Below are 26,238 nucleotides of genomic sequence, written 5' to 3'. Positions count from 1 at the left end.
CGAGGCACAATCCAGCCAGGAACCGCACCCAGTCATCGTCATGCCGAACCCTATTCCACGCATCTTTCCGCTCGGTGACGCGGCGCTCGTCTGCGAAGCACCGCCGCCCGCCACGCTCGAAGTCCAGCGCCGCATCTGGGCCGTCGCCGCGCTCGCGCGCGACTGGCCGCCCGTGCGCGAAGTCGTGCCCGGCATGAACAACCTCACCGTGACCTTCGACCCGCTCGCCGCCGACGCCGAGGCGCTCGCGCAGGCGCTCGAAGCCGCCTGGCACGACGCCGAAGCCGCGCCGCACGCGGGCCGCGACGTGGAGATTCCGGTGTCCTACGGCGGCGAGGCCGGCCCCGACCTCGAAGTCGTGGCGCAGCACACGGGTCTCGCCGCCGCGGACGTGGCCGCGCGCCACGCGGCGGGCGTCTACGTCGTGTTCTTCCTCGGCTTCCAGCCGGGCTTCGCCTACATGGGCGGCCTCGAGGCCGCGCTGCACACGCCGCGCCGCCGCGAGCCGCGCCTCGCCGTCCCCGCCGGATCGGTGGGCATCGGCGGCGAGCAGACCGGCATCTACCCCGCGCAGTCGCCGGGCGGCTGGCAGTTGATCGGCCGCACCGCCCTCGCCCTTTTCGACCCCGCGCGCACGCCGCCCACGCTGCTTCTGCCCGGCGACCGCGTGCGCTTCACCATTGCGGAGCTCGCCGCATGATCGAAGTGCTCCGCGCAGGCTTGCTCACCACGATCCAGGACGCCGGCCGGCCCGGCTACCGGCATCTGGGCATCGCAACGGGCGGCGCGCTCGACCCGCTCGCGCTCGAGGTCGGCAACCGGCTGGTCGGCAACCGCCCCGACGCCGCCGGGATCGAAGTGACCTTCAGCCCCGTCGCGCTGCGCTTTGCGCGCGCGACGCGCATCGCCATCGCCGGCGCCGATTTCGGCGCGACGCTCGGCGGCCGCCCGGTGTGGTCGTGGTGGAGCCTGCCCGTCGCGGCGGGCGAAGAACTCGTGCTGAACGGCGCTAAACGTGACATGAGCGGCGGCATGCGCGCCTATGTGTGCGTGGCGGGCGGCATCGACGTGCTGCCGATGCTGGGTTCGCGCAGCACCGACCTCGCCGCCGGCTTCGGCGGCCTCGCGGGCCGCGCGCTCAAGGACGGCGACCGCCTCGCCACGGGCGCGAGCGCCGCGCCCGGCGGCGAGCGTGCGGCGCTCGCGCCCGGCGCCCCGCCCTTCGGCGTGAAGGCGCCGGTGCTGTGCAACTGGGCGCTCGTCGACGAACCGGATCACCGGCGCGGCCGCCATCCCGCGGGCGTGGCGTGGGCGGTGCCCGTGCGCGTGCTGCGCGGCCCCGAATTCGACGGCTTCACGCCCGAGGCGCAGCGCGCGTTCTGGTCGGACGAATGGCTCGTCACGCCCAACAGCAACCGCATGGGCTACCGGCTTTCCGGCACGGCGCTCGAACGCGCGAACGGCATGGACCTGCTGTCCCATGCCGTGCTGCCGGGCACGATCCAGGTGCCGCCCAACGGCCAGCCGATCGTGCTGATGAGCGACGCACAAACCACGGGCGGCTATCCGAAGATCGGCTCGGTGATCCGCGCCGACCTCTGGAAGCTCGCGCAAGTGCGCCTGAACGGCGGCGTGCGCTTCGTGGAGACCACGCCCGCCGTCGCCCGCAAGGCGCTCGCGGACGAGCAGGCTTACCTGAGGCAGATCGACAACGCGATCACCATGCGCGACGAACGGCACGCGAGCCGCCAGGCGCAACGTGCCTGACCCGCGTCTGAGCCGGGCGTCTGCCGGGCACGGCAGACGCAGGCAATCCGTCAGCAAGGCAACAGGCAACGCAGCAAGCAAGGCAATAGCAGCAAGAGGACCATCATGACCACCATCGATCTGAACGCCGATCTCGGCGAAGGCTGCGGCTCCGACGAGGCGCTGCTCGACCTCGTCAGTTCCGCGAACATCGCGTGCGGCTGGCACGCGGGCGGCGCCAACGCGATGCGCGAATGCGTGCGCTGGGCCGTCGGCAAGGGCGTGTCGATCGGCGCCCACCCGAGCTTCAACGATCCCGAGAACTTCGGCCGCAAGGAGATGAACCTGCCGGCGAGCGAGATCTACGCGGGCGTGCTCTATCAACTGGGCGCGCTTTCAGCGATCGCCCAGGCCGAGGGCGGCCGCATCGCGCACGTCAAGCCGCACGGCGCGCTCTACAACCAGGCCGCGCGCGATCCGCAGATCGCGGACGCCATCGTCTCCGCGGTGCACGACTTCGACCCTTCGGTGGTCGTATTCGCGCTCGCGGGCAGCGGCCTCGTGAGCGCCGCGCGCAATGCGGGGCTCGTCGCCGTGGAAGAGGTGTTTGCCGACCGCGGCTATCGCGCGGACGGCTCGCTCGTGCCGCGCAGCGAGCCCGGCGCCCTGCTCGACGACGAAGACCTCGTGCTCGCGCGCACGCTCGCGATGATCCGCGAGCAGCGCGTGCAGGCCGTGGACGGCGCATGGGTGCCGCTGAACGCCCAGACCATCTGCCTGCACGGCGACGGACCGCACGCGCTGGCGTTCGCGCAGCGCATTCGCGCGGCGCTCGACGACGCGGGCATCGGCGTGCGCGCCGTGGGGCCTGCGGAGGATTGAACACGGCATGAACACGGCAGCGGGGAACGGCGCGCTCGCGCGTCCCCCGCGCAAGCAGGAAAGCACGTAGACGCAAGCAAAATCCGAGGGCCTTGAGAGCGTCAGGCCATACGCCCCCCCGGCGTTTGGTCTGGCGTTCTACGCAGTACCGCATCAGCACTACCCGCATCGGCACTACCCCAAGCGGCCGCAAGAGCCGCCGTTCGTCCGGACCGCCCTGCCATGAGCCGGGCGGCCGCTACGCCGCCTTCGCGCTTCGCGCAGGCGGCATTCACGACAAGCCCATACGTTTGGAGATCGAGATGCCAAGCACCGTCAGCCTGTGGCCGCTCATTGGAGTGGCCGTGATCATCGCCGGGTTCCTGTTGCGCTTCAACCCGATGCTGATCGTCGCCGCCGCCGCCATCGCCACCGGCTTCGCCGCCGGATTCCCGCCCGGCAAGGTCCTCGCCGCCATCGGCACCGGGTTCATCAAAACCCGCAACATTCCGCTCATCATCCTGCTGCCGCTCGCGGTGATCGGCCTGCTGGAGCGGCACGGCCTGCGCGAGCGCGCGCAGATCTGGATCGGCAACATCAAGGCGGCCACGGCCGGGCGCCTGTTGATCGTCTATCTGTTCGTGCGCGAGATCACGGCCGCCGTCGGCCTCACGGGCCTCGGCGGCCATCCGCAAATGGTGCGCCCGCTGATCGCGCCGATGGCCGAAGGCGCCACCGAAAACCGCTTCGGCAAGCTCCCCGACGCCGTGCGCTACAAGCTGCGCGCCTACGCCGCCTCGACCGACAACGTCGGGCTCTTTTTCGGCGAGGACATCTTCGTCGCCTTCGGCGCGGTCGTGCTGATGGTCACGCTGCTCAAGGAGGCCGGCGTTTCCGCGGAGCCGATGCACGTGGCGCTGTGGGGCATACCCACGGCGCTGTGCGCGTTCGCGATTCACGCCACGCGCCTCTGGCTGCTCGATCGCAAGCTCGAACGGGAACTGGGCGGCGCGGCGCGCACGGAAGATCGCGCGGCCCCGAGTCAGGCCCCGAGCCAGGTCCCGGCGCGGGATGGACAAGGAGACGAAGCATGACCCTCACCATCGACTACCTGTTCTGGCTGCTCGGGATCGTGCTGCTGATCGTCGGCGGCATGATCGTCGCGGACCGCGCGCATCCGCGGCGTTTCACGGCCGGCGGCTTCTGGCTGCTCTACGCGCTGATCTTCCTCGTGGGCGACAAGCTGCCCGCCGAAGTCGTGGGCGTGCTCGTGATCGCCATGGCGCTGATCGCCGGCTTCGGCGGCGTGACGGCGGCAAAGCCCAAGGTGCTCTCGCTCGAAGCCCGCATGGCGAGCGCGAAGCGCCTCGGCAACCGACTCTTCGTGCCCGCGCTCACCATCCCGCTCGTGACCGTTATCGTCACGCTCGCTGCGAGCCATCTCGTGTTCGGCGGCACGCCGCTCTTCGATCCGAAGAACGTCACGCTGGTCGGCTTCGGCGTGGGCTGCGTGATCGCGCTCGCCATCGCCTGCCTCATCACGCGTGACAGCGTCGGCCAGTCGATGCAGGAAACGCGCCGGCTCGTCGACGCGCTCTCGTGGGCCGCCGTGCTGCCGCAGATGCTCGGCATGCTCGGGCTGGTGTTTTCGGACGCGGGGGTGGGCAAGGCCGTCGCGCACGTCACGACCGCGTACATCGACATGGACCTGCGCTTCGTGGCGGTGACCGTCTACTGCGTCGGCATGGCGCTCTTCACGGTCATCATGGGCAACGGCTTCGCGGCGTTCCCGGTGATGACGGGCGGCGTGGGCGTGCCGGTGCTGGTGGGCATGTTCCATGTGAACCCGGCGATGATGGCCGCGATCGGCATGTTCTCCGGCTACTGCGGCACCCTCATGACGCCGATGGCGGCGAACTTCAACATGGTGCCCGTGGCGCTGCTCGAACTGCCCGACAAGAACGCCGTGATCCGCGTGCAGGTGCCCACCGCGCTGTGCGTGCTCGCCTGCAATATCGTGCTGCTCAACACGTTCGGCTTCTGAGCGCGCGCCCGGCCTGGCGCCGGGCTGCCGGGCCATCGTTCAGCCCGGATCGACGGTGAAACCGTGCTGGCGCAAGAGCGCCAGCACGCCCTTCTGCCCGCCCAGATGCAGCGCGCCCACCGCGACGAAGAGCGGCTTGTTGGGCGCGGCGATCTGCAGCGCGCGCGCGACGAAGCGGCGATTGCGCTCGTACACGATGCGGTTGTCGATCGAATCCGAAATGCGCTTGTCGCGCGCGAGCTTCTCCGAACGCGCGCTTTCCCACGCGGCGATGGCATCGGCATCGCCCAGACGCCACAGGCGCAGCAGGGTCTGCACGTCGGCGGCGTTCTGCGCCGGCGTTTGCGCGAGGTCCTGAGCCAGCATCTCGCGCTGCTGCGCGAGCGAGAGATTCGTGAACGCCCGCATCTGCTCGCCGAGCGTCTCCAGCCCCACGATGCGGCGCCCCTTCAGGCGCAGGAACACGTTCTGCAATTGCGCCTCGGTGCCGTAGTCGGTCAGGAGGCCCGCGCTCAGCGAATCGTAGGTTTCCACCAGCAGCGAGGCGAGCCACGGGCGCATGCGGCGGATCTCGTCGAGCGCCTCGGGGTTGCCGCGCAGGCGCGCCTCGAGCTTCTGCCAGAGCGGCTCGGGCAGCAGCTTCGGCAGGCACGGGTTCGAGCACACGCCGTACTTCGACACGTCGTCCTGGGAAACCAGCAGGTCGTCGGGCGAGAGTTCGAGCGCGAGCGTGGGCGAGGCGTTGAGCGCCGCGAGAATCGACGGGCGAAACGGCTGATTGGGCGGGTAGTCGGCCGGGTCGCCCACGTGGAGCGTGCCGAGCACGTAGATCGTGGTGGTGCCGCGCGTGGCGACATAGAACGGCATGCGTGCCGGCTGCTGGCGCACCGGGCCGCCGGCGGTCGTGCCCGAGGCATAGCTCGGCACGGCGGGCGGCGAGTGAAAGCCCGGCAGGCGGGCGCCCGTCGAGGGCCCGGCGGGCACCGGCACGGGCGGCCGTACGCCGGGGGTTTCGGCGGCGGCGCCCGCTGAGAACGCGGCCGGCAGGAAAAAGCGGGAAAACGGCGAGGAGAACGGCAGCGAGGGCGGCCGCGACGGCGCCGACGAGGGCTCGAAGGTCCCGAACGCAGCCGCCAGCACGAGCGACGCACCCAGGACCCCGTGCGCCGCCGCGCGCAGCATCCCGACGGTACGGCCACCGGCTGTACGCAAGCGGCGCGCTGCGCGGCGCGCCGCTGTCTCATCAGGCCGGCATGAGCCGCCCATCCTGTTCCCCCACCTCCTCAGCACGATGGCAGGATACCTGACGCCCGTCCACTTCGCGAAGTACCGGGACCTCTTTGCGGCACCGCTCGATCGCATACGGGCAGCGCTGGTGGAACGTGCAGCCCGCCGGCGGGTTGAGCGGCGAAGGCAATTCGCCTTCGAGCTTGATCTTCGCGCGCCGGTCGGCGGCGAAGATCGCGGGCGTGGCCGAAAGCAGCGAGCGCGTATAGGGGTGGCGCGGCCGCTCGATCACCGTCTTCCTGTCGCCCAGTTCGGCCACGCCGCCCAGGTACATGACCATCACGTCGTCGGCCACGTGCTCCACCACCGCGAGGTTGTGGGAGATGAACACGTAGCTCGTGCGGAACTGGTCCTGCAGGTCCATGAAGAGATTCAGGATCTGCGCCTGGATCGACACGTCGAGCGCGGAGACCGGCTCGTCGGCCACGACGATCTGCGGATCGAGGATCATCGCGCGCGCGATCGCCACGCGCTGGCGCTGCCCGCCCGAAAACATATGCGGATAGCGCCTGGCATGCTCGGGCCGCAAGCCGACGATGCGCATCATGTGCGCGATGCGGTCCTGGCGCTCGGCAGCCGAAAGCTGCGTATTGATCGCGAGCGGCTCGCCGAGCGTCTGCTCCACCGTCTTGCGCGGATTGAGCGAGGCATACGGATTCTGGAACACCATCTGCACGCGGCGGCGCAGCGCGGCCATCTTGTCGCCGCCCGCGTGCGTGACGTCTTCGCCGTCGATCACGAGGCGCCCCGCCGTGGGCGGCTCGATCATCGTGAGCTGGCGCGCGAGCGTGGACTTGCCGCAGCCCGATTCGCCGACCACGGCCAGCGTGCGGCCGCGCGTGAGCGCGAACGACACGCCGTTGAGCGCCTTCACGGTGCCCTGGCCGAAGAGGCCGCGCCGGACGGTGTAGTGCTTCTTCAGATCCTCGGCGACGAGAACGCGGTCGTCGTCACCGTGAGGCGTGTGGTGATGCGTTGCGTTCATTGCACGCCTCCGTCGGTGAGGGTTGCCGCGAGATTGAGCGGCTTGATGCAGCGGACCTGCTCCACGCCGCCCGCCGTGCCGGGCACGGGTTCGAGCGCGGGGCGCGCCTTCCTGCAGTCGTCCACCATGTACTTGCAGCGCGGCGCGAAGAGGCAGCCCGTGGGCCGGTCGTCGCGGCCCGGCACCATGCCCGGCAGCGCGGCAAGACGTTTGGCTCCCTTGTTGTGCTCGGGAATGGCGGCGAGCAGCGCCTCCGTGTACGGGTGATGCGGCTTCGCGAAGATGTCGGGCACGCGGTTCGTCTCGATCACCTCGCCCGCGTACATCACCGCCACGCGCTGCGCCACCTCGGAGACCACGGCGAGATCGTGCGAAATCAGCACGAGCGCCATGCCGCGCTCCTTCTGCAGGCGCACGAGCAGATCCATGATCTGCGCCTGGATCGTCACGTCGAGCGCCGTGGTGGGTTCGTCGGCGATCAGGAGCTTGGGGTTGCAGGCCACGGCCATCGCGATCATCACGCGCTGGTTCATGCCGCCCGACATCTGGTGCGGGAAGTTGTCGATGCGGTTCTTCGCGTCGGGTATGCCCACCTGGTCGAGCAGTTCGAGCGCGCGGCGCTCGAGTGCCGCGCCGCGCAGCCCTTCGTGCAGCTTGAGCACTTCCTTGATCTGGTAGCCGACCGTGTAGCTCGGGTTCAGGCTCGTGAGCGCGTCCTGGAACACCATCGCGATGTCCTTGCCGACGATGCGGCGGCGCTCCTTGCCGGTGGCGTTGAGCAGGTCGCGGCCGTCGAACGTGATCGAGTCGGCGCTCACCTTGCCGGGCGCGTCGATCAGGCCCATCAGCGCCATCATCGTCACGCTCTTGCCCGAGCCCGATTCGCCGACGATGCCGAGCACCTCTCCCGGCGCCACCGAGAAGTTCACGCGGTCCACGGCAGGCAGGCCGTTGAAGCTCACCGCCAGGTTGCGGATGGTCAGAAGGTCTTGAGTCATGATCAGGCCATCCGTTTCAGCTTGGGATCGAGGGCGTCGCGCAGCCCGTCGCCGAGCAGGTTGATCGCGAGCACCGAGATCAGGATCGAAAGGCCAGGCATCGTGACGATCCACCATGCGCTGTCGATGTAGTCGCGCGCCGAGGCGAGCATGGCGCCCCACTCGGCGGCGGGCGGCTGCACGCCGAGGCCGAGAAAGCCCAGCGCGGCGGCGTCGAGAATCGCCGAGGAAAAGCCGAGCGTGGCCTGCACGATGAGCGGCGCCGTGCAGTTGGGCAGCACCTGCGAGAACATCAGGCGCAGCGTGCCGGCACCGGCCACGCGCGAGGCGGTCACGTACTCCTTGTGCAACTCGCCGAGCGCCGAGCCGCGCGTGAGCCGTACATAACCCGGCAGCGCCACGATCGCGATGGCGAACATGGTGTTGGTGAGGCCCGGGCCGATGATCGCGACCACGGCCACGGCGAGCAGCAGCGACGGGAGCGCGAGCAGCACGTCCATGAGACGCATGATGGGCGTGTCGGCCCACTTCTCGAAGAACGCGGCCACGAGGCCGAGCACGATGCCCGGAATCAGCGCGAGCATCACCGAAACGCAGCCGATCCACAGCGACAGCCGCGCGCCGTACATGAGGCGCGAAAGGATGTCGCGGCCCGCTTCGTCGGTGCCGAGAATGAACTTCCAGTTGCCGCCGTCGAGCCAGGCGGGCGGGATTTTCACGTAGTCGCGATACTGCTCGATGGGGCTGTGCGGCGCGATCACGGGCGCGAAGATCGCCACGAAGATCAGCGCGAGCACGATGATGCCGGCGGCAACGGCGCCCTTGTTGCGCGAGAAGTTCGCCCAGAATTCGCGCAGCACGAGCGCGCGGCCCGAAGGCGGCGTAAGCGCTTTGGGCGCGGTGTTCTGAATGTCAGCCATCACGCCTCCTGGTTGGGTCGAATGGTGTGTGGGGTTGCTGGCTTCATGGCGCGATTACCTCGTATGCCGGATGCGCGGATTGAGCACGCCGTACAGCAGATCGACGACGAGGTTCACGAGGATCACGAGCGTCGCGATCATGAGAATGCCGCCCTGCACCACGGGATAGTCGCGGCGGCTGATCGCGTCGATCAGCCACTTGCCGATGCCGGGCCACGAAAACAGGGTTTCGGTGAGCACCGCGCCCGCCAGCAGCGTGCCGACCTGCAGGCCGATCACGGTGACGACGGGAATGAGCGCGTTGCGCAGCGCGTGCACGACGATCACGCGCAGGGGCGAGAGGCCCTTGGCGCGCGCGGTGCGGATATAGTCCTCGCGCAGCACTTCGAGCATGGAGGAGCGCGTCATGCGCGCGATCACCGCGAGCGGAATCGTGCCGAGCACGATGGCGGGCAGGATCAGGTGCGAGAGCGCGGAGCGGAACGAGCCTTCGTCGGTGCCGGGCAAGAGCGAATCGATCAGCATGAAGCCCGTCACGTGCGGAATGTCGAACTCCACGGCGATGCGGCCCGAGACCGGCGTCCAGCCGAGTTTCGACGAGAACACCATGATGAGGATGAGGCCCCACCAGAAGATCGGCATGGAGTAGCCGGTGAGCGCGGCGCCCATCACGCCGTGATCGACGATCGAGCCGCGCCTGAGCGCCGCGAGCACGCCCGCGGGCAGCCCGATCACGAGCGCGAAGAGGAGCGCGCAGATCGAGAGTTCGACGGTGGCGGGAAAGCGGGCGAGAAACTCGTCCATCACGCTCGTGTTGGTGATGATCGAGGTGCCGAGATTGCCTTGCAGCGCGTGGCCGACGTAGTGGAGATACTGCATCGGCAGCGGTTCGTCGAGGCCCAGGCGATGCATCGCGTCGGCGTGCATCTGCGGATCGACGCCGCGCTCGCCCATCATCACTTCGATGGGGTCGCCCGGGATCAGGTGGATGAGCGCGAAGGCCAGCAGCGTGATACCGATGAAGGTGGGTATCACCATGCCGACACGGCGCAGTACGAAGCGGAACATGGTTCGTTCCCCCGAAAACTTGAGTTGAGCTTGAAACGCAACCGGCGACGGGGGCTCGTGACCCCGGTCGCCGGACCTGATCCGGCCGGCGTTTCGAGTATGTGAACGCCTGGCCGGATGACTTACCCGATAAACGTTACTGCACGCCCACGCCGTCGAAGCGCGCATAGCCGAGCGGCTCGATGCGCATGTCGATCACCTTCTTGCTGACCGGCTGATAGACGGTGGAGTGAGCGATCGGCGAGAACGGCAGTTGCTGCGCGAAGATCTGCTGGGCTTGCATGTAGTACTTCGTGCGCAGCGCCTGGTCGGAGGTCGTGCGGCCCTTCTGCACGAGATCGTCGAAGGGCTTGTAGCACCACTTGCCGAAGTTGTTGCCGTTCACGGCCTCGCAGCCGAGCAGCGTGCCGAGCCAGTTGTCGGGGTCGCCGTTGTCGCCCGTCCAGCCGATCAGCATGGCGTCGTCCTCGCCCGCGTGCGCGCGCTTGATGTACTCGCCCCACTCGTAGGTGACGATCTTCGCCTTCACGCCGATCTTCGCCCAGTCGGCCTGGATCATTTCGGACATCAGGCGCGCGTTCGGGTTGTACGGGCGCTGCACCGGCATGGCCCAGAGCGTGATCTCGAAGCCGTTGGCAAGACCCGCCTTCGCGAGCAGCGCCTTCGCCTTTTCAGGGTCGTAGGCGTTGGACTTCAGGTTCTTGTCGTAGGACCACTGCGTGGGCGGCATCGGGTTGGTCGCGAGCTGGCCCGCGCCCTGGTACACCGAGTCGATGATCGCCTTCTTGTTGATCGCCATGTCGAGCGCTTCGCGCACTTCGAGCTTGTCGAGCGGCTTGTGCTCGACGTTGTACGAGAGGTAGCCGAGGTTGAAGCCCGGCTGCGAGGGCATCGCAATGTTCGGCTCGAGCTTCAGCGGCGCGATGTCCGCGGGGCGCGGATAGCTCATCACCTGGCACTCGTCGCGCTTGAGCTTCTGCACGCGCACGCTCGCGTCCGGCGTGATCGAGAAAATCAGTCTGGAGATCTTCACGGCGCCCGGCTTCCAGTAGTCGGGATTGCCGTCGAAGCGGATGGTCGCGTCCTTCGTGTAGCTCTTGAAGATGAACGGGCCCGTGCCCACCGGGTACTGGTTCAGGTCGGCGGCCTTGCCGGCCTTGAGCAGCTGGTCGGCGTATTCGGCCGAGAGAATCGACGCGAATTCCATCGCCATGTTCTGGATGAACGGCGCATTCGGCTCGTTCAGCGTGAACTTCACGGTGTACGGATCGACCTTCTCGACCTTCGCGATCAGCTTGTCGAGGCCCATGTCGGTGAAGTACGGGAACGACACCGGGTACGCCTTGCGGAACGGCTGGTTCGGATCCAGCATGCGCTCGAACGTGAACACCACGTCGTCGGCGTTGAATTCGCGGGTGGGCTTGAAGAAGGCCGTGGTCTGGAACTTCACGCCATGGCGCAGATGGAAGGTGTAGGTCTTGCCGTCGGGGGAAACATCCCACGATTGCGCGAGGCCCGGTTCGACCTTCGTGCCGCCGCGCTCGAATTCGACGAGGCGGTTGTACACGGTGAAGGTATTCGCGGTGAAATCGACGCCGGTGGTGTACTGGGCGGGGTCGAAGCCGGCCGGGCTGCCTTCCGAGCAATAGACGAGCGTCTTGTTCGGAATGCTGTCGGCGTGCGCGAGAGGGGCTCCAGCAATCGTTGCCGCTGCGAGCGCGACGAGAGACGACCGTCGTGCTGCGCGCAACAGTTTGTTTTCTATCATGTTTCCTCCGGTTCAGTGCCGGCCGGAGCCGGCGTAGCGCGATCTTACTTGAGCAAGTGCCGCGGTCACAAGCAAGCCAAAAGTCCCGGCGTGTGGGGGAACGCCGGGTTGACAGGCTGCGCGCGAGGTTCATGCTGCGGCGCGCGCCGGTTTTTGCCGGATCTCAAATTTCCCCCGCCGATGCGGATCGGATCGCCGCCCCCCGCGACATCGCCCGCCGCGCACGCAAAAAAACCGCGCGGGCCGCCTAAGCGGCACCGCGCGGTTCGCGGCGCATGCGCGGGAAAACCCGCGCAGCGTCAATCTCTATGTCGACGTCAGGGGAAGAGGCGCTCGCAGATCGCCTTGGTGGCCACCGCGTTGTTGAGCGTGTAGAAGTGCAGCCCCGGCACGCCCGCTTCGACGAGGCGGCGGCACAGGTCCGTCACCACGTCGAGGCCGAACGCGCGGATCGACTCGCGGTCGTCGCCGTAGCTCTCGAGGCGCTTCGCCACCCAGCGCGGCACTTCGGCGCCGCACATTTCGGAGAAGCGCATGAGCTGCGAGTAGTTCGTGATCGGCATGATGCCGGGCACGATCGGAATGTCCACGCCCAGCTTCTTCGCGTCTTCGACAAAACGGAAGTAGGCGTCCGCGTTGAAGAAGTACTGCGTGATCGCCGAGTTCGCCCCCGCCTTCACCTTCTGCGCGAACGCTTCGAGGTCGTGGCGCGGCGAGCGCGCCTGCGGGTGGTACTCGGGATACGCGGCCACTTCGATGTGGAACGCGTCGCCGGTTTGCTGGCGAATGAACGCGACGAGGTCCGACGCATAGCGCAGCTCGCCCATCTCGCCCATGCCCGAAGGCAGGTCGCCGCGCAGGGCGACGATATGGCGGACCCCATGCGACCGGTAGGCCGCGAGGATCTCGCGCAGGCCCTCTTTCGAGGCGCCGATGCACGACAGGTGAGGCGCCGCTTCGACGCCGTCCTTCGCGATATCCAGGACGGTGTCGAGCGTGCCCTGTTGCGTCGAGCCGCCTGCGCCGAACGTCACCGAGACGAACTTCGGCGCGAGCGTGGCGAGCTGCGCGCGCGTGGCGCGCAGCTTGTCCACGCCGTCCGGCGTCTTCGGCGGGAAAAATTCGAATGAGAGTTCGATCGGTTTCATGATGAATGACCGCAGCGGCGCATCAGAGGCTGCGGTTGCCGAAAATCAGGGCGGACAGCAGCCACGACACGATGCTGTAGAGGATCGAGCCGAAGAACGCCGACCAGAAACCCGACACCTCGAAGCCCTTGAGCAGCGAAGCCGCGAGCCAGAAGCACAGCGCATTCACCACGAGGATGAAGAGGCCGAGCGTGACGATGGTCACGGGCAGCGTGAGCAGGATCAGCACCGGGCGCAGCACGGCGTTGATGAGGCCGAGCACGAGCGCGACGATCAGCGCGGTGCCGAAGCTGCGGATGTGGATCGACGGAACGAGCCAGGTAATGATCAAGAGCGCGAGCGCGTTGATCAACCAGGTCAGCAGCACGGTCATGGTTAGCTCCTTGTTCTTGACGGACAGGCCGGGGGCGGACAGTGCCCGCCCCCAGCATCCTGCCGATGGCTTAACGGCGGCTTAAATCAGCGCCGCGCCGAATCGCGGCTTGTGACCGCTTGTAACCGCCTGGCTTAGTAGCGGTAGTGGTTGGGCTTGAACGGACCGTTCTTCTCCACGCCGATGTACGAAGCCTGCTCGTCGGACAGCACGGTCAGGTTCGCGCCGATGCGCGCGAGGTGCAGACGCGCGACCTTCTCGTCGAGGTGCTTGGGCAGCACGTACACCTTGTTCTCGTACTTCTGCCCTTGCGTGAACAGTTCGATCTGCGCGAGCGTCTGGTTCGTGAACGAGTTCGACATCACGAACGACGGGTGGCCCGTGGCGCAGCCCAGGTTCACGAGGCGGCCTTCGGCCAGCAGGATGACGCGCTTGCCGTCCGGGAAGATGATGTGATCGACCTGCGGCTTGATGTTGTCCCACTGGTACTGGCGCGTGGAGGCAACGTCGATTTCCGAGTCGAAGTGGCCGATGTTGCAGACGATCGCGTTGTGGCGCATCGCCTTCAGGTGGTCGTGGTTCAGCACGTGGTAGTTGCCCGTTGCCGTCACGAAGATATCGGCCTTGTCGGCGGCGTATTCCATCGTCACGACGCGGTAGCCTTCCATCGCCGCCTGCAGCGCGCAGATCGGGTCGATTTCGGTGACCCACACCGTGGCGCCGAGACCGCGCAGCGATTGCGCGCAGCCCTTGCCCACGTCGCCGTAGCCGGCCACGACGGCGATCTTGCCCGCGATCATCACGTCGGTCGCGCGCTTGATGCCGTCCACGAGCGACTCGCGGCAGCCGTACAGGTTGTCGAACTTCGACTTCGTGACCGAATCGTTCACGTTGATGGCCGGGAACGGCAGACGGCCTTCCTTTTCCATCTGGTAGAGGCGGTGCACGCCGGTCGTGGTTTCTTCGGTCACGCCCTTGATCTGCGAGAGGCGCTTCGAGTACCACTGCGGGTCGATGTCGAGGTGCGCGGCGATCGACTTGTAGAGCGCGACTTCCTCTTCGTTGGCGGGCTTCGCGATGACCGAGCGGTCCTTCTCCGCCTTCGAGCCGAGGATCAGCAGGAGCGTGGCGTCGCCGCCGTCGTCGAGGATCATGTTGGCGAATTCGCCGTTCGGCCATTCGAAGATGCGGTGCGAGAACTCCCAGTATTCGTCGAGCGATTCGCCCTTGAACGCGAACACGGGCGTGCCGCCCTGCGCGATTGCGGCGGCCGCGTGGTCCTGGGTCGAGAAGATGTTGCACGAAGCCCAGCGCACGTCGGCGCCCAGCGCCTCGAGCGTCTCGATCAGCACGCCGGTCTGGATCGTCATGTGCAGCGAGCCGGCAATGCGCGCGCCCTTGAGCGGCTGCTGCGCCTTGTACTCTTCGCGGATCTGCACGAGACCGGGCATTTCGGTTTCGGCGATGTCGAGTTCCTTGCGGCCCCAGCCGGCCAGCGACAGATCGGCGACGACGAAATCCTGAGCTTTATCTTGCGGAATTGCGGCGTTCATCACGCCCTCCTTTCTAAAATTGACCTAGAAATTAAAGACGTGAGCGCCGTTTCAGTGCGGTGAATTCAGGGAATCCGACCGGATTGAGCGCCTTCGAGCCTGGCAGGTCCCGCAGTGTCGAACTGCAGCCCGTCGCAACGCTCCTCGAAGACGAGGCGTGATTGTAGCAAATCGGGACGGCCGCCTGGATGGCAGCCGCGCGGCGCGGCGGCGCCCTCAGACCGGCAGGAAACCGAGCGCGGGCGCGAGCAGCACCATCACCACGCCCGCAATCATCATCGTGAGGCTCGCCACCACGCCCTCTTCGCTGCCCAGCTCGCGCGCCTTGGCGGTGCCCACGCCGTGAGCGGCCGCGCCGAACAGCGCGCCGCGCGCGAGCCGCGTGCGCAGCGGCACGAGGGCCAGCACGATCTCGCCGAACAGCATCCCGCACACGCCCGTGGCGATCACGAACAGCGCGGTGAGGTCGCGCGGCGCGTGGATCTTGTCGGAGACGGCCAGCGCGAAGGGCGTGGAGATCGAACGCGTCATCAGGCTGCGCTGCAGATCCGGCGAGAGATGCAGCAGCTTCGCGAGCACGAGCGAGCCGCCCACGGCCACGACGATACCCACCGTCACGCCCACCATGAGCGAGATCCAGTGACGCCTGAGCAGCGCGCGATACTCGTAGATCGGCACCGCGAAGGCGACGGTGGCCGGCCCCAGCAGCCACATGAGCCAGCGCGTGTCCTCGAAATAGACCGGATACGGAATGTGCAGCATCAGCACGATCGCGCCCAGCACGATGGGCACGGCGACGAGCGGCGTGAGCCACGGCGAGCGAAAGCGCGCGTAGAGCGACTTCGCGGCGAAATAGAGCGCGATGGTGAGGATGAAGCAGCCGGCGGCGATCAGGCGCGAGGCGTCGTCGGCGAACAGGGCGGAGAAAAACGCGTTCATGACGGGATCATCCTGAATGGCAAACTCAAGGGCAAACGGTCGGGCGGCCGGTTCAGGCGCGCGCGTGGGAATGGCGCGCCTGCTGCACGCGCCGCAGCGCGAGGCGCCGCTCGAGGCGCGCGGCCTGCTCGACGGCAAACGCCACCGCCACCATCACCATCAGCGTGCCGCCCACCACGACGAGCGCGAGGCGCCAGCCGTCGGCGCGGAACAGGCCGCCGTACTGGACCGCCGCCACGGCGGCCGGGATGAAGAAGAGCAGCATGTCGGAGAGCAGCCAGTCGGCGCCGGCCTTCACCCAGCGCGGCGCGACGCCGCCGCAGAAGAGCAGCGCGAGCAGCGCCGCGAGGCCCACCACGCCGCCCGGCACGGGCAGGTGCGTCACGCGCACGAGGGCGTCGGCCACGAACCAGACGCCGGCCAGCAGCGCCGATTGCGCGGCAATCCGGCCGACGCGCGCCATCCCGCCCGCGTGTTGCGGCGCCCGGCTGGAAGAGAGAGAGGTCGGCGTGCTCATGGAAAACCCTGGTGACTTTCGATGAAAGCGAGTATAGGTTGCGCCGCAACATAAATAAAATGACTTAGAATTATTGAAATCATTCCAATCTGGAATCTTGAATCGGGAGCCTGACTGTGGAACTGCGCGCGCTTCGCTATTTCATCGAGGTGGTGCGGCAGCAGAGCTTCACCGCCGCCGCCGAACAACTGCACGTCACCCAGCCCACCATCAGCAAGATGGTCAAGGCGCTGGAAGACGAAACCGGCACCCCGCTGTTGCTGCGCGACGCCCGGCAGATGGTGCTCACCGACGCGGGCCGCATCGTGTATCAGCGCGGCCAGGACGTGCTCGCCGCGCAGGCGCAACTGGAAGCCGAACTGGCCGATCTGGAGACGCTCGGCCGCGGCGAGCTGACGATCGGCATTCCCCCCATGGGCGGCTCGCTCTTCATGCCGGCAATCGCGGCGTTCCGCCAGCGCTACCCGAAGATCGAGCTGAAGCTTTTCGAGCAGGGTTCGCGCGCGATCGAAGCGGCGCTGATTGCGGGCGAGCTGGAACTGGGCGGCGTGCTGCAGCCCGTGGATCCGGCAACGATCGACGTCCTGCCGATTTCGCATGAACTGCTGTGGCTCGTCGCGCCGAAGGGCTCGCGCTGGGACGGCGCGGCGAGCGTGCCGCTCGTCGATCTCGCGTCGGAGCCGTTCGTGTTCTACGGCGAAAGCCTGGCGCTGAACGACGTCGTGCTGCATGCGTGCCGCACGGCGGGCTTCGCGCCGCAGATCGTCGGGCGCAGCGGGCACTGGGACCTGATGGCGGCACTGGTGCTGGCCGGCGTGGGCATCGCGCTCTTGCCGGCGCCCTATTGCCGGCGGCTCGACGCGGCCCGCTTCACGTGCCTGCCGGTGAGCGAACCGGAGATCGCATGGGACATGGCGATAGGGTGGAAGCGCAGCGCCTACCTCTCGCACGCGGCGCGCGCGTGGCTGGACGTGGCGCGCGAAGAGTTCGGCAAGCCTTCATCGTTTCTCGACGATTTCGTGCGGCCGCCGGGGTTGGAAGCGGGTGCGAAGCGGAAATAGAAGGGGCTGAAAAAGCCCGCGCACGCGAGGCCGGCTTCAAGCGCGACAACGCCCTCGAACGCCCCGTTTTGTGGAGACGTTCGAAGGCTTCGGCGCCATTGGCAGAAACGGGCAAGAACAGGCAGGAAAACGAAACAGCGCCCGTCAGGCCACCACGCTCGCGCTGCTCGCATCGTGCGCGCGGCGCGCTTCGACGATGAAATCGGCCGCCCGCTCGCCGATCATCACGGTAGGCGCATTCGTATTGCCGCCGATGAGCGTCGGCATGACGGAGGCATCCGCAATGCGCAGGCCGTTCACGCCGCGCACGCGCAGTTGCGTATCGACCACCGACTGCGCATCGCCGCCCATGCGGCAGGTCGAAACCGGGTGATAGATCGTGTCGGCGCGCGCGGCGATGGTCGCGCGCAACTCGGCCTCGGACTGCCCGGGATGCGTATAGATCTCGCGCCCGCCCAGCTCGGCAAGCGGCGCCGCTTCGAGGATGCGGCGCCCCACGCGCGCGCCTTCCACGAGCAGGTCCACGTCGCGCGCATCCGAGAGAAAGCGCGGGTCGATCAGCGGGGCGACGCGCGCGTCGGCGCTCGCGAGCGTCACGCTGCCGCGGCTGTGAGGCCGCAGCACGCACACATGCAGCGAGTAGCCGTGGCCCCAGTGCAGCTTGCGGCTGTGGTCGTCCACGAGTGCCGTGCAGAAGTGCAGTTGCAGATCGGGCCGCTCGAGCCCGGGCTGGCTCTTGATGAAGCCGCCCGCCTCCGCCACGTTGCTCGTGAACATGCCGCGCCGCGCGCCGAAATAACGCGCGAGGCCGGGCACCATCTTCGCGATCCCGCGCAGCGAATAGCCGATGGTCTCGCTCGTATGCACGCGCTTGTTGTAGGTGAAGTCGATATGGTCGATCAGGTTGCGGCCCACTTCGGGCGCGTCGTGCTGCACGGCAATGCCGTGCGCGCGCAGTTGATCGGCGGGGCCCACGCCCGAGCACATCAGCAGTTGCGGCGTGTTGAACGCCCCCGCCGCGAGGATCACTTCCGCGCGCGCGGCCATCCGCTCGATCTGGCCGCCGCGCGCCACTTCGACGCCGCTGGCCCGCGCGCCGTCGAAGGTCACTCGCAGCACGGTGGCATCGGCGATCAGGTGCAGGTTCGGGCGCGCGTGCCCGTACAGGTAGGCGCGCGCCACCGTGCAGCGTTCGCCGCCGCGCTGCGTCACCTGGTAAAAGCCCACGCCTTCCTGGTCGGGGCCGTTGAAATCGTCGTTGGGGCGAAAGCCCGCTTCGAGCGCCGCGCGCACGAAGCGCTCCGCCACGGGGTTGCGCTCGCACAGGTCCGACACGCCGAGCGGCCCGCCCGCCCCGTGCAGCGCGCTCGCGCCGCGCGAGTTGTCCTCGGCGCGCAGGAAGTACGGCAGCACGTCGGCGAACGACCAGCCCGTGCAGCCCAGTTGCGCCCATTCGTCGTAGTCGAGCGGGTGGCCGCGCGTATAGATCATCGCGTTGATCGCGCTCGATCCGCCGAAGCCGCGTCCGCGCGGCTGATAGCCGCGCCGGCCCGCGAGACCCGGCTGCGGCTCCGTTTCGTAGCCGTAGTTGTTCTTCATGCGACGCGGAACGAGCGCGGCCACGCCCACGGGCATGTTGACGAGCAGATTGCGCCCGGTGTGCGGCCCCGCTTCGATGATCGCGATGGTCGCTTCGGGACAGCGCGCGGCGAGCCGGCCCGCGAGCGATGCGCCGCCCGAGCCGCCGCCTACGATGATGTAGTCGTATTGCATCGTCTCCTCCCAGGTTCTTCGCGTTGAACCTGGTCGCGCCAGGCGCACGCTCGTTCGATAATTCTGGTTCGCGCATTGTAGGAAGCGTCCGGCGCGCCCGGCGCAATTTATCTCAGAGCGTTCCCTCTAAAACGCGGCGCGCTCGCGCGCCTAAGATGAAAGACGGTCCCGCCATCGAGACTGAACGGTTCCGGCAAGCACTCAGGGAGCGCTGGAACAGCCATGGGCCAGAGAGCCCGACACCTTTTGCATGAGGTAGAGGCAGATGGAAAACACGCATCGCCCCGGCACGACCCACGACGTGACGAACCAGGCGCCGCCGCTCGCGGACTACAACCTGTTCGCCGCGGATAGCGCACTCGCCGAATCGCTCGAACGCGCCGGCGCCGGCTGGCACCGCGAAGCGCTCGCGCGCGACGGCGCGCGGCTCGGTGCCGCCGAAACCCTCGCGCTGGCCGACCTCGCGAACCGCCACGAACCCGAACTCTTCACGCACAGCCCGCGCGGCGAGCGCATCGACGCGCTCGAATTCCATCCGGCCTGGCACCGCCTGCTTGCGCTGCTGCGCGCCGAGGGCCTGCACGCGCTGCCGTTCTCGCACCCGCAGCCCGGTGCGATGGCCGCGCGCAGCGCGGGCTACTTCCTGCATGCCCAGCTCGAATCGGGGTCGCTGTGCCCCATGACGATGACCTTCGCGAGCATTCCCGTGCTGCAGCGCGAGCCCGCGCTCTTCGAAGCGCTGCGCGAGCGCCTCTATGCGCGCGAGCACGATCCGCGCGATCTGCCGTGGCAGCAGAAGTCGTCGATGATGATCGGCATGGGCATGACCGAAAAGCAGGGCGGCTCCGACGTGCGCAGCAACCGCACCGAAGCGCGCGCCGCGGGCGTGGCCACCGGCCGCGGCGCCGAGTACCGGCTCACGGGGCACAAGTGGTTCTTCTCCGCGCCGCAATGCGACGCCCATCTCGTGCTCGCGCGCAGCGCGGATCACGACGCCCTCTCCTGCTTCTTCGTGCCGCGCTTCGCACCCGACGGCAGCAAGAACGCCGTCAACGTGCAGCGGCTGAAGAACAAGCTCGGCAACCGTTCGAACGCGAGCAGCGAGGTGGAATTCTTCGATGCGTACGGCCTCATGATCGGCGAGGAAGGCCGCGGCGTGGCCACCATCATCGAAATGGCGAACTACACGCGGCTCGACTGCGTGATCGGCAGCGCCGCGCTCATGCGCGCAGCGCTCGTGCAGGCCATCCATCATGCGCGGCACCGCAGCGCATTCGGGCGCCTGCTGGCCGCGCAGCCGCTCATGCAGAACGTGCTTGCCGACCTCGCGCTCGAATCGGAAGCCGCCACCGTGCTCTTCATGCGTCTTGCCCGCGCATTCGAAGAAAGCGAACCCGCGTCCGGTGCCGTCAGCGACGCCGGCGCAGCCGTATCCGGCGACGTGGCCTTGCAGGCGCGCGCCTGGCGCCGCATCGTCACGCCCGCGGCGAAGTTCTGGGTCTGCAAGCGCGCGCTCGCGTTCACGGGCGAGGCGATGGAGGTATGGGGCGGCAACGGCTACGTCGAAGAAGGGCCGATGGCGCGCTTCTACCGCGAGGCGCCCGTGAATTCGATCTGGGAGGGCTCGGGCAACGTGATGTGCCTCGACGTGCTGCGCGCGCTCGAGCGCGAAGCCGATGCCGCGCAGGCGCTCTTCCTCGCGTGGCGCCGCGAAGCGCAGGGCCATGCGGTGCTGGAAGCCGCGCTCGACCGTCTGTCTGCACTCCTGAACGGTGCGCCCGGCACCCGCGAAGCGAACGCGCGCCATATCGCGCAGCAGCTCGTGCTGATCGCGCAGGCCATGCTGTTGCGCGAAGGCCCCGCCGAAGTCGCCGATGCGTTCATCGCCACGCGCCTCGACGAACACGGTGCCGACTGCGGCCGCGTGTTCGGCACGCTGCCGGCGCGCTTCGATCACGGGGCACTTGTCGCACGCGCGTTTCCCGCGCTGTGACGGCGCGCTGACCGCGCCCGGCCGCATCGCACCAGCAAACGCACCAGCAGACGCACCCGCACACGGCGCCGCAGCGCGTACCGTTCACCGCCACACGCGCAACGCCGCAACGCCCACAACAAGACTCGCCCCGAGGACCGCCCGACCATGAAGCAAGACCTGCCCGACGCCGTCTCGCGCGACGCTCACGACGACCTCCATGCGCTTCTCGCGGTGCAGCGCGAAGCCTTCCTGCGCGAGCCGTTTCCCGCCTGGGATACGCGCGTACGCCACCTCAAGGCGCTGCGCGCGATGCTGCTCGAGAACCGCGACGCCCTGGCCGAAGCCATGAACGCCGATTTCGGCCAGCGTTCGAAGGCCGAAATCACCTTCGCCGAATTCGTCACGTTGAAGCAGGAAATCGATTCGGCGCTGAAGCACGGCGCGCGCTGGATGAAGCCGCAGCGGCGCAGCGTGGGCCGCTGGCTGCGGCCCGGGCGCGCGAAGGTGGTGCCGCAGCCGCTGGGCGTGGCGGGCATCGTGGTGCCGTGGAACTATCCGCTGCTGCTCGCCGCGGGGCCGCTCGTGTGCGCGCTCGCGGCCGGCAATCGCGCCATGATCAAGATGTCCGAGCTCACGCCGCGCACCTCGGCGCTCGTCGAGGAACTGATCGGCAAGACCTTCGCGCGCGACCACGTGGCGGTGGTGAACGGCGACTCCGCCGTGGGTGCCGCGTTCACGGCGCTGCCGTTCGATCATCTGCTCTTCACGGGCTCCACGCGCGTCGGTCACGAGGTGATGCGCGCGGCGTCGGCCAATCTCACGCCCGTCACGCTGGAGCTGGGCGGCAAGTCGCCCGCGATCATCGGCGAGCAGGCGCGCTTCGACCATGCCGTGGACAGCCTGCTGCTCGGCAAGACGCTCAACGCGGGGCAAACCTGCATCGCGCCCGACTACGTGCTGCTTCCGGAGGGCCGGGAGCGGGCCTTCATCGAACGCGCGCGCACGCGCTTCGCGCAGCTCTACCCGGACTTCCTGAACAACGGCGACTACACGTCGATCATCTCGCCGCGCCATTTCGATCGCCTGCTGCGCCTCGCCGACGAAGCCCAGGAAGCGGGCGCACAGTTGCATCCGCTGGCCGGGCACGACATTGCGTCGCGGCGCTTTGCGCCCGTGATCGTGACGGGCGCGCCCGCCCACACGGCGCTCATGCAGGAAGAGATTTTCGGGCCGCTGCTGCCGCTCGTGACCTACGAGACGCTCGACGAGGCGCTGCGCTACGTGAATGCGCGCGCCCGCCCGCTCGCGCTCTACCTCTACGCCGACGACGCGCGCACCGTCGCGCGCGTGACGCACGAAACGGTCGCGGGCGGCATGTCGGTCAACGACACGCTCATGCATATCGCGGCGGAGGGGCTGCCGTTCGGCGGCGTCGGCGCGAGCGGCATGGGGGCCTACCACGGCTACGCGGGTTTCGTGACGTTCTCGCAGATGAAGCCGGTCTTCACCCAGGCGCGCCTGAACGGGCGCGGGCTCATCGCGCCGCCCTACGGCCGGCTCTTCAACGCCGTAATCAGGATGATGATGAAGTTCTGAACGGCGCGGGCAGCGCCGCGGGCCACCGCGCGAGACGCGCCGGCTGCGGCGGATCGATCGTTGCCGACTGCGAGGCCGCGGCTGCCGCGGCCTTCTGCGCCGCCTCGGCTCGCTCGGCGTCCGCAGCTTCGAGTTGATGCAGCCAGGCGAGCAGTTCCGCAACGGCCTGGTAGAGCCGCGGCGGAATCTTCGAATCGAGATCGACCTGCATCAGCAGCGACACCATTTCCGGCGACTGGTGCACGTAAAGGCCGGCCTCTTTCGCGCGCTGCACGATCATGTCGGCGACGAGGCCATAGCCTTTGGCGACCACGCGCGGTGCCTGATCGGCAGGCGTGTCGTAGGCGAGCGCGGCGGCGGTCCTGCGGTGCGTGCGGCTCATCTCAGCTCCCAGTCGAAATCACCGGTGGCGCCGGCCTGCGCATGCGCGTGGGCCTGCGCCTCCTGGGCGTCCTGCGCGGCCGCCGCCGCGGCCGCGCGCGCATACGCATGCGCGGCTTTCGAGGCCTCGGCGGGACCGGGCGCAGCGCCGATCTCGCGGATCGCAAGCGAGGTCAGCGCAAGACCCAGGGCTTCGAGCCGGCTGCGCAGCGCCTCGCTGCCCTCCGTGAGCCGCGCCGCGCCGTCCGAACTCGCCTGCACGCGCACGGCGAGCGCCTCGCCCGAGAGCGTGAGTTCCGCATCCACCGTGCCGAGCGACGGCAGCGCGAGCGTGAGACGCGTGCGCCAGGGCGGTTCGTCGGCGTCGGCGGCGCCGTGGTGGCCATCGCGCGGATCGTAGCGGTCCTGCTGAATGCTCCAGTCGAGCCGCACGCCGGGCCACGCTTCGCCGGTCCAGCGAAATTCGCCGGTGGCGAGCAGGTCGAGTTGCTGGCGCACGAGCGGAATCACGGCGGCGTGCACCACCTGGCCGGCGGCCGCCTGATCCTGCGCCGCGGGCAGCAGCATCGTTTCGGAGAGCAAACCGTTCGCGCGCACGAGCGCCGCATTCGAAGCGAGCGTCGCGGCGCCGCTCTCCTGACCCGCATAGCCCTGGGGGGAAGCGTTCGCGCTGTCCGCGCGCGCGCCGCCCGCCGGGGTGCCGCGCCCGCCCGGCGCGGGCGTTTCGGCCCAGAGCACGTCGTCGGCTTCGTCGAGGGCCTCGGTCCAGTCGAGCGGCAGTTGCGCCGATGCGTTCATGAGCCGGTTCTGCGGTTCGTCCGCGAGCTCGGCCGGGGTGCGCTGGCCGAGCAGCCATTGCGCGAGATGCGATTCGTAGAAGAGGCCGCTGCCGGTCACGGTTTGTTCCAGCGCGGCAGCCAGTGCCGCCACGGCGCCCGACTGGGCGGCGGTGGCTGCCTGCGTGGCCTGGGCTGCCGGGGAAGACGGCGCCTGGGCGCCGGCCGCGGCGCCGTCGGCAGTCGCTGCGTTGGCCGCGGCGGCTGCATTGGCGCCGGCAGCAGCGGTGCCGTTCGGATTCGCCGCGAGATTCGCCGCCCCGCCCTCGCTCTGCGCGAGCGCGGCGGCATCGTCGGCGAGGAGCGTGGACTCGATGGTTTCGAGTTCGGAGGCAAGCTGGGCGGCGCCGGCCGGCATGCCGGGCAGCGGCAGCGAACCCTGGCCGGCGGAATCGGCCGCGTCCGGGTCGCTCCAGACGGGCGCCTGGCCCACCACGGCGGGCGTGGCTTCGCCGCCCGAGCGGATGATCGCGTCGAGCGCGAGCGCGACGGCGGAGAGTACGGTCTGGGTCGAGGCCTGCGGGTTGGGGCTCTGCGCATCGGGCAGCGCGGCCGCGCCGCCGGCGAGCGCGCTCACCCCCGTCTGGCCCGTCTGCGCGGCGCCGGCGCTGCCCTGCGAGCCCACTGGATTGAGCGCGCTCACGCGGCCTGCGCTGAGCGCGGAGGCTCCCGTATCGATTCCGTTCATGCGCTCCCCGAGGCCGGCGGGTCCTGGGCGCCCTGCGCCTCGCCCGACTGTCTATGGTGTACGGCAGGCGGTACCGCGCGTCAGCGCGCGCCGTACAGTTCCTGCAAGACCCGCGAAGGCTGCGCGGTGCCGGCGAACAACGCCGACAAACGCGCCATGCACGGACTCGCGAGATCGCGGATGGCCGCGTCATCGGCGAGGATCTGACTGATCAGCTCGAACTTGCGTGCACGTTCGGCGACGGTGAGCCGTATGCCGCCGTCGGCGGCCTTGAGCGCATCGACGAGGATCCGGTACTCCTCCTGGAGTCCGATCAGATCGTTCCAGTGCGAATCGCGTGCCGCGCAGAGCATGCGCTCTGATACCGCCGCGATCGCTTCATAGCGGGCGAAGTAGTCTGCTTTCGAACTCATCTCGTCAATGAACCGGACCCCGGAGCGGCTGGCATGGCGGCCAGCCGTTCGGCTTCCGGTGCAATCCCCAGCCAGGCTTCTTCGAGCGTTGCCAGGAGGCCATCAACCTCGACCAGCTTGGACTCGCTCTGTTCAATATTTGCTTCCAGCAAACGCCGCGTGATGTAGCCATACAGCCTGTTCAGGCGCTGCGCGACTTCCCCGCCCGCCTCAACGTTCAACGCCAGCTGGAGCCCACTTTCGACAATCCGGATCGCCTTGCTGATCGCTTCGCAGCGCGGCCCGACATTGCCCATCTGCAAATGCATGCGTGCCTGTGCAACCGCCTTGCGCGCCCCCTGGTACAGGAGCGCGATCAGCTTGTGCGGACTCGCACCCATGACCCCCGTTTCGACACCCACGCGTGCGTAAGCGTTGGCTCCTGAATGTGCAGGGGAAAACATCGGTGCTTCTCCTCGATACGTGCGGCGGTGGATACGGTTCGTCGGCCGAGGCGCGCACGGTGCGCCGGCCGGCCTGTAGCCGGGTTATCGGAAAGAAGCGGGAGAAGCTTTAGGTGCGCTTTCGGTCCACTTCGGCGGCAAGGCCCCGCAGGCCGGCCTGCAGGGCAATCCCGAGGATGACCTCGAAACGGCCCGCAAACTGGCCCCAAAAATCGCCCGGGGAACGCGCGAGGCCGGGGGGCGCGAGGCGTGCCCAGACGCCCGGCCCGCCTGCGAGACCCACGGCCGCCGCCGGCCTCAGACCTGAATCTGCATGAGGTCCGTGTACGCCGAGACCAGTTTGTTGCGCACCTGCAGCCCGAACTGGAAGCCGATGTTGGCCTTTTGCATGTCCACCATGACGTCGTTCAGCGAGACGTTGTTCGACCCCAGCTCGAACGCCTGCGACTCGCCCACCGCCTTTTGCTGGTCGTCGCTGATCTTGTCGAGCGAGGCCTTGAGCGCCGCGGCGAATCCGCCCGCCGTCGCCGCGCCGGAGGACTCGTCGGCGGCGCTGGTGCCGCCGGCCGCCTGCGCCGCCATCGATTGCATCTGCGCGAGCGCGGAAGTGAGCGGAGAGATTGTCATGGTTGCTCCACGGTAAGGAAGGAAGGGCGCCCCCGGCGCCGGGCCTGGCCCGCCGGCCACCGGCCGCCGCAGCCGGCGAATACAGGGCGCCGAGTCTGGTGCAGAGCATAGCAGCGGGGTCCTGGCGGGAGCGCCGAAACTAGGGGGGAAACCCGGCTCTATTCGCGCAATCGGCTTGCGTGGGCCTGCGGATAATCCCCAGTGTGAAAGTCCCGCCTTGCGCGCGCCGCGCGCGGGA

Annotated in this window: 25 protein-coding genes and 1 riboswitch; of the genes, 8 read left to right on the top strand and 17 right to left on the bottom strand. The window is 68.4% G+C overall.

Translation table 11 applies throughout. From position 1 onward, the window contains the following. Positions 1 to 40: 40 nt before the first annotated feature. From pxpB to BFE01S_RS23725, 5 genes are all read left to right on the top strand, one after another. Positions 41 to 700, top strand: a complete 660-nt coding sequence (pxpB, locus tag BFE01S_RS23745) for a 5-oxoprolinase subunit PxpB (protein WP_042338339.1) — start codon at positions 41 to 43, stop codon at positions 698 to 700. After that, complete coding sequence (locus BFE01S_RS23740; protein WP_028227648.1) at positions 697 to 1,767, top strand: 5-oxoprolinase subunit C family protein; 1,071 nt, start codon at positions 697 to 699, stop codon at positions 1,765 to 1,767. Before pxpB ends, BFE01S_RS23740 begins: the two co-directional genes overlap by 4 nt. 105 nt (positions 1,768 to 1,872) lie before the next feature. Further along, positions 1,873 to 2,628, top strand: coding sequence for a 5-oxoprolinase subunit PxpA (gene pxpA / locus BFE01S_RS23735; RefSeq protein WP_042338338.1), 756 nt, complete (start codon positions 1,873 to 1,875; stop codon positions 2,626 to 2,628). A gap of 302 nt (positions 2,629 to 2,930) precedes the next feature. Then, entirely contained in the window at positions 2,931 to 3,701 is a 771-nt protein-coding gene (locus tag BFE01S_RS23730; protein ID WP_028227646.1) for a DUF969 domain-containing protein, read from the top strand. Beyond that, positions 3,698 to 4,651 carry a DUF979 domain-containing protein gene (locus BFE01S_RS23725; protein WP_028227645.1) on the top strand — a complete coding sequence of 318 codons (954 nt, stop codon included), beginning with the start codon at positions 3,698 to 3,700 and terminating at the stop codon, positions 4,649 to 4,651. The genes BFE01S_RS23730 and BFE01S_RS23725 overlap by 4 nt, the downstream gene beginning before the upstream one ends. A 39-nt stretch (positions 4,652 to 4,690) precedes the next feature. Here BFE01S_RS23725 and BFE01S_RS23720 read toward each other — a convergent pair whose 3' ends face one another. The 11 genes from BFE01S_RS23720 to BFE01S_RS23670 all read right to left on the bottom strand — a co-directional run bounded on the left by BFE01S_RS23720 (position 4,691) and on the right by BFE01S_RS23670 (position 16,207). Next, complete coding sequence (locus tag BFE01S_RS23720) at positions 4,691 to 5,863, bottom strand: TraB/GumN family protein (RefSeq protein WP_028227644.1); 1,173 nt, start codon at positions 5,861 to 5,863, stop codon at positions 4,691 to 4,693. Between the two features lie 31 nt (positions 5,864 to 5,894). Beyond that, positions 5,895 to 6,923, bottom strand: a complete 1,029-nt coding sequence (locus BFE01S_RS23715) for a peptide ABC transporter ATP-binding protein (RefSeq protein WP_028227643.1) — start codon at positions 6,921 to 6,923, stop codon at positions 5,895 to 5,897. After that, the gene (locus BFE01S_RS23710) at positions 6,920 to 7,921 is read right to left on the bottom strand and encodes an ABC transporter ATP-binding protein (protein ID WP_028227642.1); all 1,002 of its coding nucleotides are present in this window, start codon (positions 7,919 to 7,921) and stop codon (positions 6,920 to 6,922) included. The genes BFE01S_RS23715 and BFE01S_RS23710 overlap by 4 nt, the downstream gene beginning before the upstream one ends. 2 nt (positions 7,922 to 7,923) lie before the next feature. Next, positions 7,924 to 8,841 (bottom strand): ABC transporter permease subunit, encoded by a 918-nt coding sequence (locus tag BFE01S_RS23705; RefSeq protein WP_028227641.1) that lies wholly within the window; start codon positions 8,839 to 8,841, stop codon positions 7,924 to 7,926. Between the two features lie 54 nt (positions 8,842 to 8,895). Beyond that, a complete protein-coding gene (locus BFE01S_RS23700) occupies positions 8,896 to 9,909 on the bottom strand; it encodes an ABC transporter permease subunit (protein ID WP_028227640.1) in 1,014 nt (337 codons plus the stop codon). A 136-nt stretch (positions 9,910 to 10,045) separates the two neighbouring features. Next, positions 10,046 to 11,677, bottom strand: a complete 1,632-nt coding sequence (locus BFE01S_RS23695; protein WP_028227639.1) for an ABC transporter substrate-binding protein — start codon at positions 11,675 to 11,677, stop codon at positions 10,046 to 10,048. A 317-nt stretch (positions 11,678 to 11,994) separates the two neighbouring features. Then, positions 11,995 to 12,825 carry a methylenetetrahydrofolate reductase [NAD(P)H] gene (gene metF / locus BFE01S_RS23690; RefSeq protein ID WP_028227638.1) on the bottom strand — a complete coding sequence of 277 codons (831 nt, stop codon included), beginning with the start codon at positions 12,823 to 12,825 and terminating at the stop codon, positions 11,995 to 11,997. Between the two features lie 22 nt (positions 12,826 to 12,847). Then, positions 12,848 to 13,198 carry a phage holin family protein gene (locus BFE01S_RS23685; protein WP_028227637.1) on the bottom strand — a complete coding sequence of 117 codons (351 nt, stop codon included), beginning with the start codon at positions 13,196 to 13,198 and terminating at the stop codon, positions 12,848 to 12,850. 134 nt (positions 13,199 to 13,332) lie between these two features. Continuing rightward, positions 13,333 to 14,751 carry an adenosylhomocysteinase gene (gene ahcY / locus BFE01S_RS23680; RefSeq protein ID WP_028227636.1) on the bottom strand — a complete coding sequence of 473 codons (1,419 nt, stop codon included), beginning with the start codon at positions 14,749 to 14,751 and terminating at the stop codon, positions 13,333 to 13,335. Positions 14,752 to 14,785: 34 nt separating this feature from the next. Then, positions 14,786 to 14,903, bottom strand: a riboswitch (S-adenosyl-L-homocysteine riboswitch). Between the two features lie 64 nt (positions 14,904 to 14,967). Beyond that, positions 14,968 to 15,690: an LrgB family protein gene (locus tag BFE01S_RS23675; protein WP_028227635.1), complete on the bottom strand. Its 723-nt coding sequence runs from the start codon at positions 15,688 to 15,690 to the stop codon at positions 14,968 to 14,970. Positions 15,691 to 15,742: 52 nt separating this feature from the next. Next, positions 15,743 to 16,207, bottom strand: coding sequence for a CidA/LrgA family protein (locus BFE01S_RS23670; RefSeq protein WP_028227634.1), 465 nt, complete (start codon positions 16,205 to 16,207; stop codon positions 15,743 to 15,745). Between the two features lie 116 nt (positions 16,208 to 16,323). On the opposite strand from BFE01S_RS23670, the gene BFE01S_RS23665 reads away from it, so the two are divergent. Further along, on the top strand, positions 16,324 to 17,268 hold the full coding sequence (locus BFE01S_RS23665) for a LysR family transcriptional regulator (protein ID WP_028227633.1): 945 nt from the start codon (positions 16,324 to 16,326) through the stop codon (positions 17,266 to 17,268). 144 nt (positions 17,269 to 17,412) lie between these two features. On the opposite strand, the gene BFE01S_RS23660 is transcribed toward BFE01S_RS23665, so the two are convergent. Further along, positions 17,413 to 19,041, bottom strand: coding sequence for a GMC family oxidoreductase (locus tag BFE01S_RS23660; protein ID WP_028227632.1), 1,629 nt, complete (start codon positions 19,039 to 19,041; stop codon positions 17,413 to 17,415). 265 nt (positions 19,042 to 19,306) lie between these two features. On the opposite strand from BFE01S_RS23660, the gene BFE01S_RS23655 reads away from it, so the two are divergent. After that, positions 19,307 to 21,034, top strand: coding sequence for an isovaleryl-CoA dehydrogenase (locus tag BFE01S_RS23655; RefSeq protein ID WP_028227631.1), 1,728 nt, complete (start codon positions 19,307 to 19,309; stop codon positions 21,032 to 21,034). 147 nt (positions 21,035 to 21,181) lie between these two features. Continuing rightward, positions 21,182 to 22,612, top strand: a complete 1,431-nt coding sequence (locus BFE01S_RS23650) for a coniferyl aldehyde dehydrogenase (protein WP_028227630.1) — start codon at positions 21,182 to 21,184, stop codon at positions 22,610 to 22,612. On the opposite strand, the gene BFE01S_RS39890 is transcribed toward BFE01S_RS23650, so the two are convergent. The 5 genes from BFE01S_RS39890 to fliE all read right to left on the bottom strand — a co-directional run bounded on the left by BFE01S_RS39890 (position 22,590) and on the right by fliE (position 26,000). Beyond that, complete coding sequence (locus BFE01S_RS39890) at positions 22,590 to 22,994, bottom strand: EscU/YscU/HrcU family type III secretion system export apparatus switch protein (RefSeq protein WP_084170115.1); 405 nt, start codon at positions 22,992 to 22,994, stop codon at positions 22,590 to 22,592. The two genes, BFE01S_RS23650 and BFE01S_RS39890, sit on opposite strands and share 23 nt — an antisense overlap. Continuing rightward, on the bottom strand, positions 22,991 to 24,517 hold the full coding sequence (gene fliK, locus BFE01S_RS23640; protein WP_028227629.1) for a flagellar hook-length control protein FliK: 1,527 nt from the start codon (positions 24,515 to 24,517) through the stop codon (positions 22,991 to 22,993). The genes BFE01S_RS39890 and fliK overlap by 4 nt, the downstream gene beginning before the upstream one ends. 80 nt (positions 24,518 to 24,597) lie before the next feature. Then, entirely contained in the window at positions 24,598 to 24,930 is a 333-nt protein-coding gene (locus tag BFE01S_RS23635) for a flagellar protein FliT (RefSeq protein ID WP_028227628.1), read from the bottom strand. Next, positions 24,927 to 25,373 carry a flagellar export chaperone FliS gene (gene fliS, locus BFE01S_RS23630; protein ID WP_028227627.1) on the bottom strand — a complete coding sequence of 149 codons (447 nt, stop codon included), beginning with the start codon at positions 25,371 to 25,373 and terminating at the stop codon, positions 24,927 to 24,929. The genes BFE01S_RS23635 and fliS overlap by 4 nt, the downstream gene beginning before the upstream one ends. A gap of 297 nt (positions 25,374 to 25,670) precedes the next feature. Beyond that, entirely contained in the window at positions 25,671 to 26,000 is a 330-nt protein-coding gene (gene fliE, locus BFE01S_RS45935) for a flagellar hook-basal body complex protein FliE (RefSeq protein ID WP_028227626.1), read from the bottom strand. Between the last annotated feature and the right edge of the window lie 238 nt (positions 26,001 to 26,238).

Source organism: Paraburkholderia ferrariae NBRC 106233, assembly GCF_000685035.1.
Classification (GTDB): domain Bacteria; phylum Pseudomonadota; class Gammaproteobacteria; order Burkholderiales; family Burkholderiaceae; genus Paraburkholderia; species Paraburkholderia ferrariae.
This window is presented reverse-complemented; position numbering and strand designations above follow the sequence as displayed.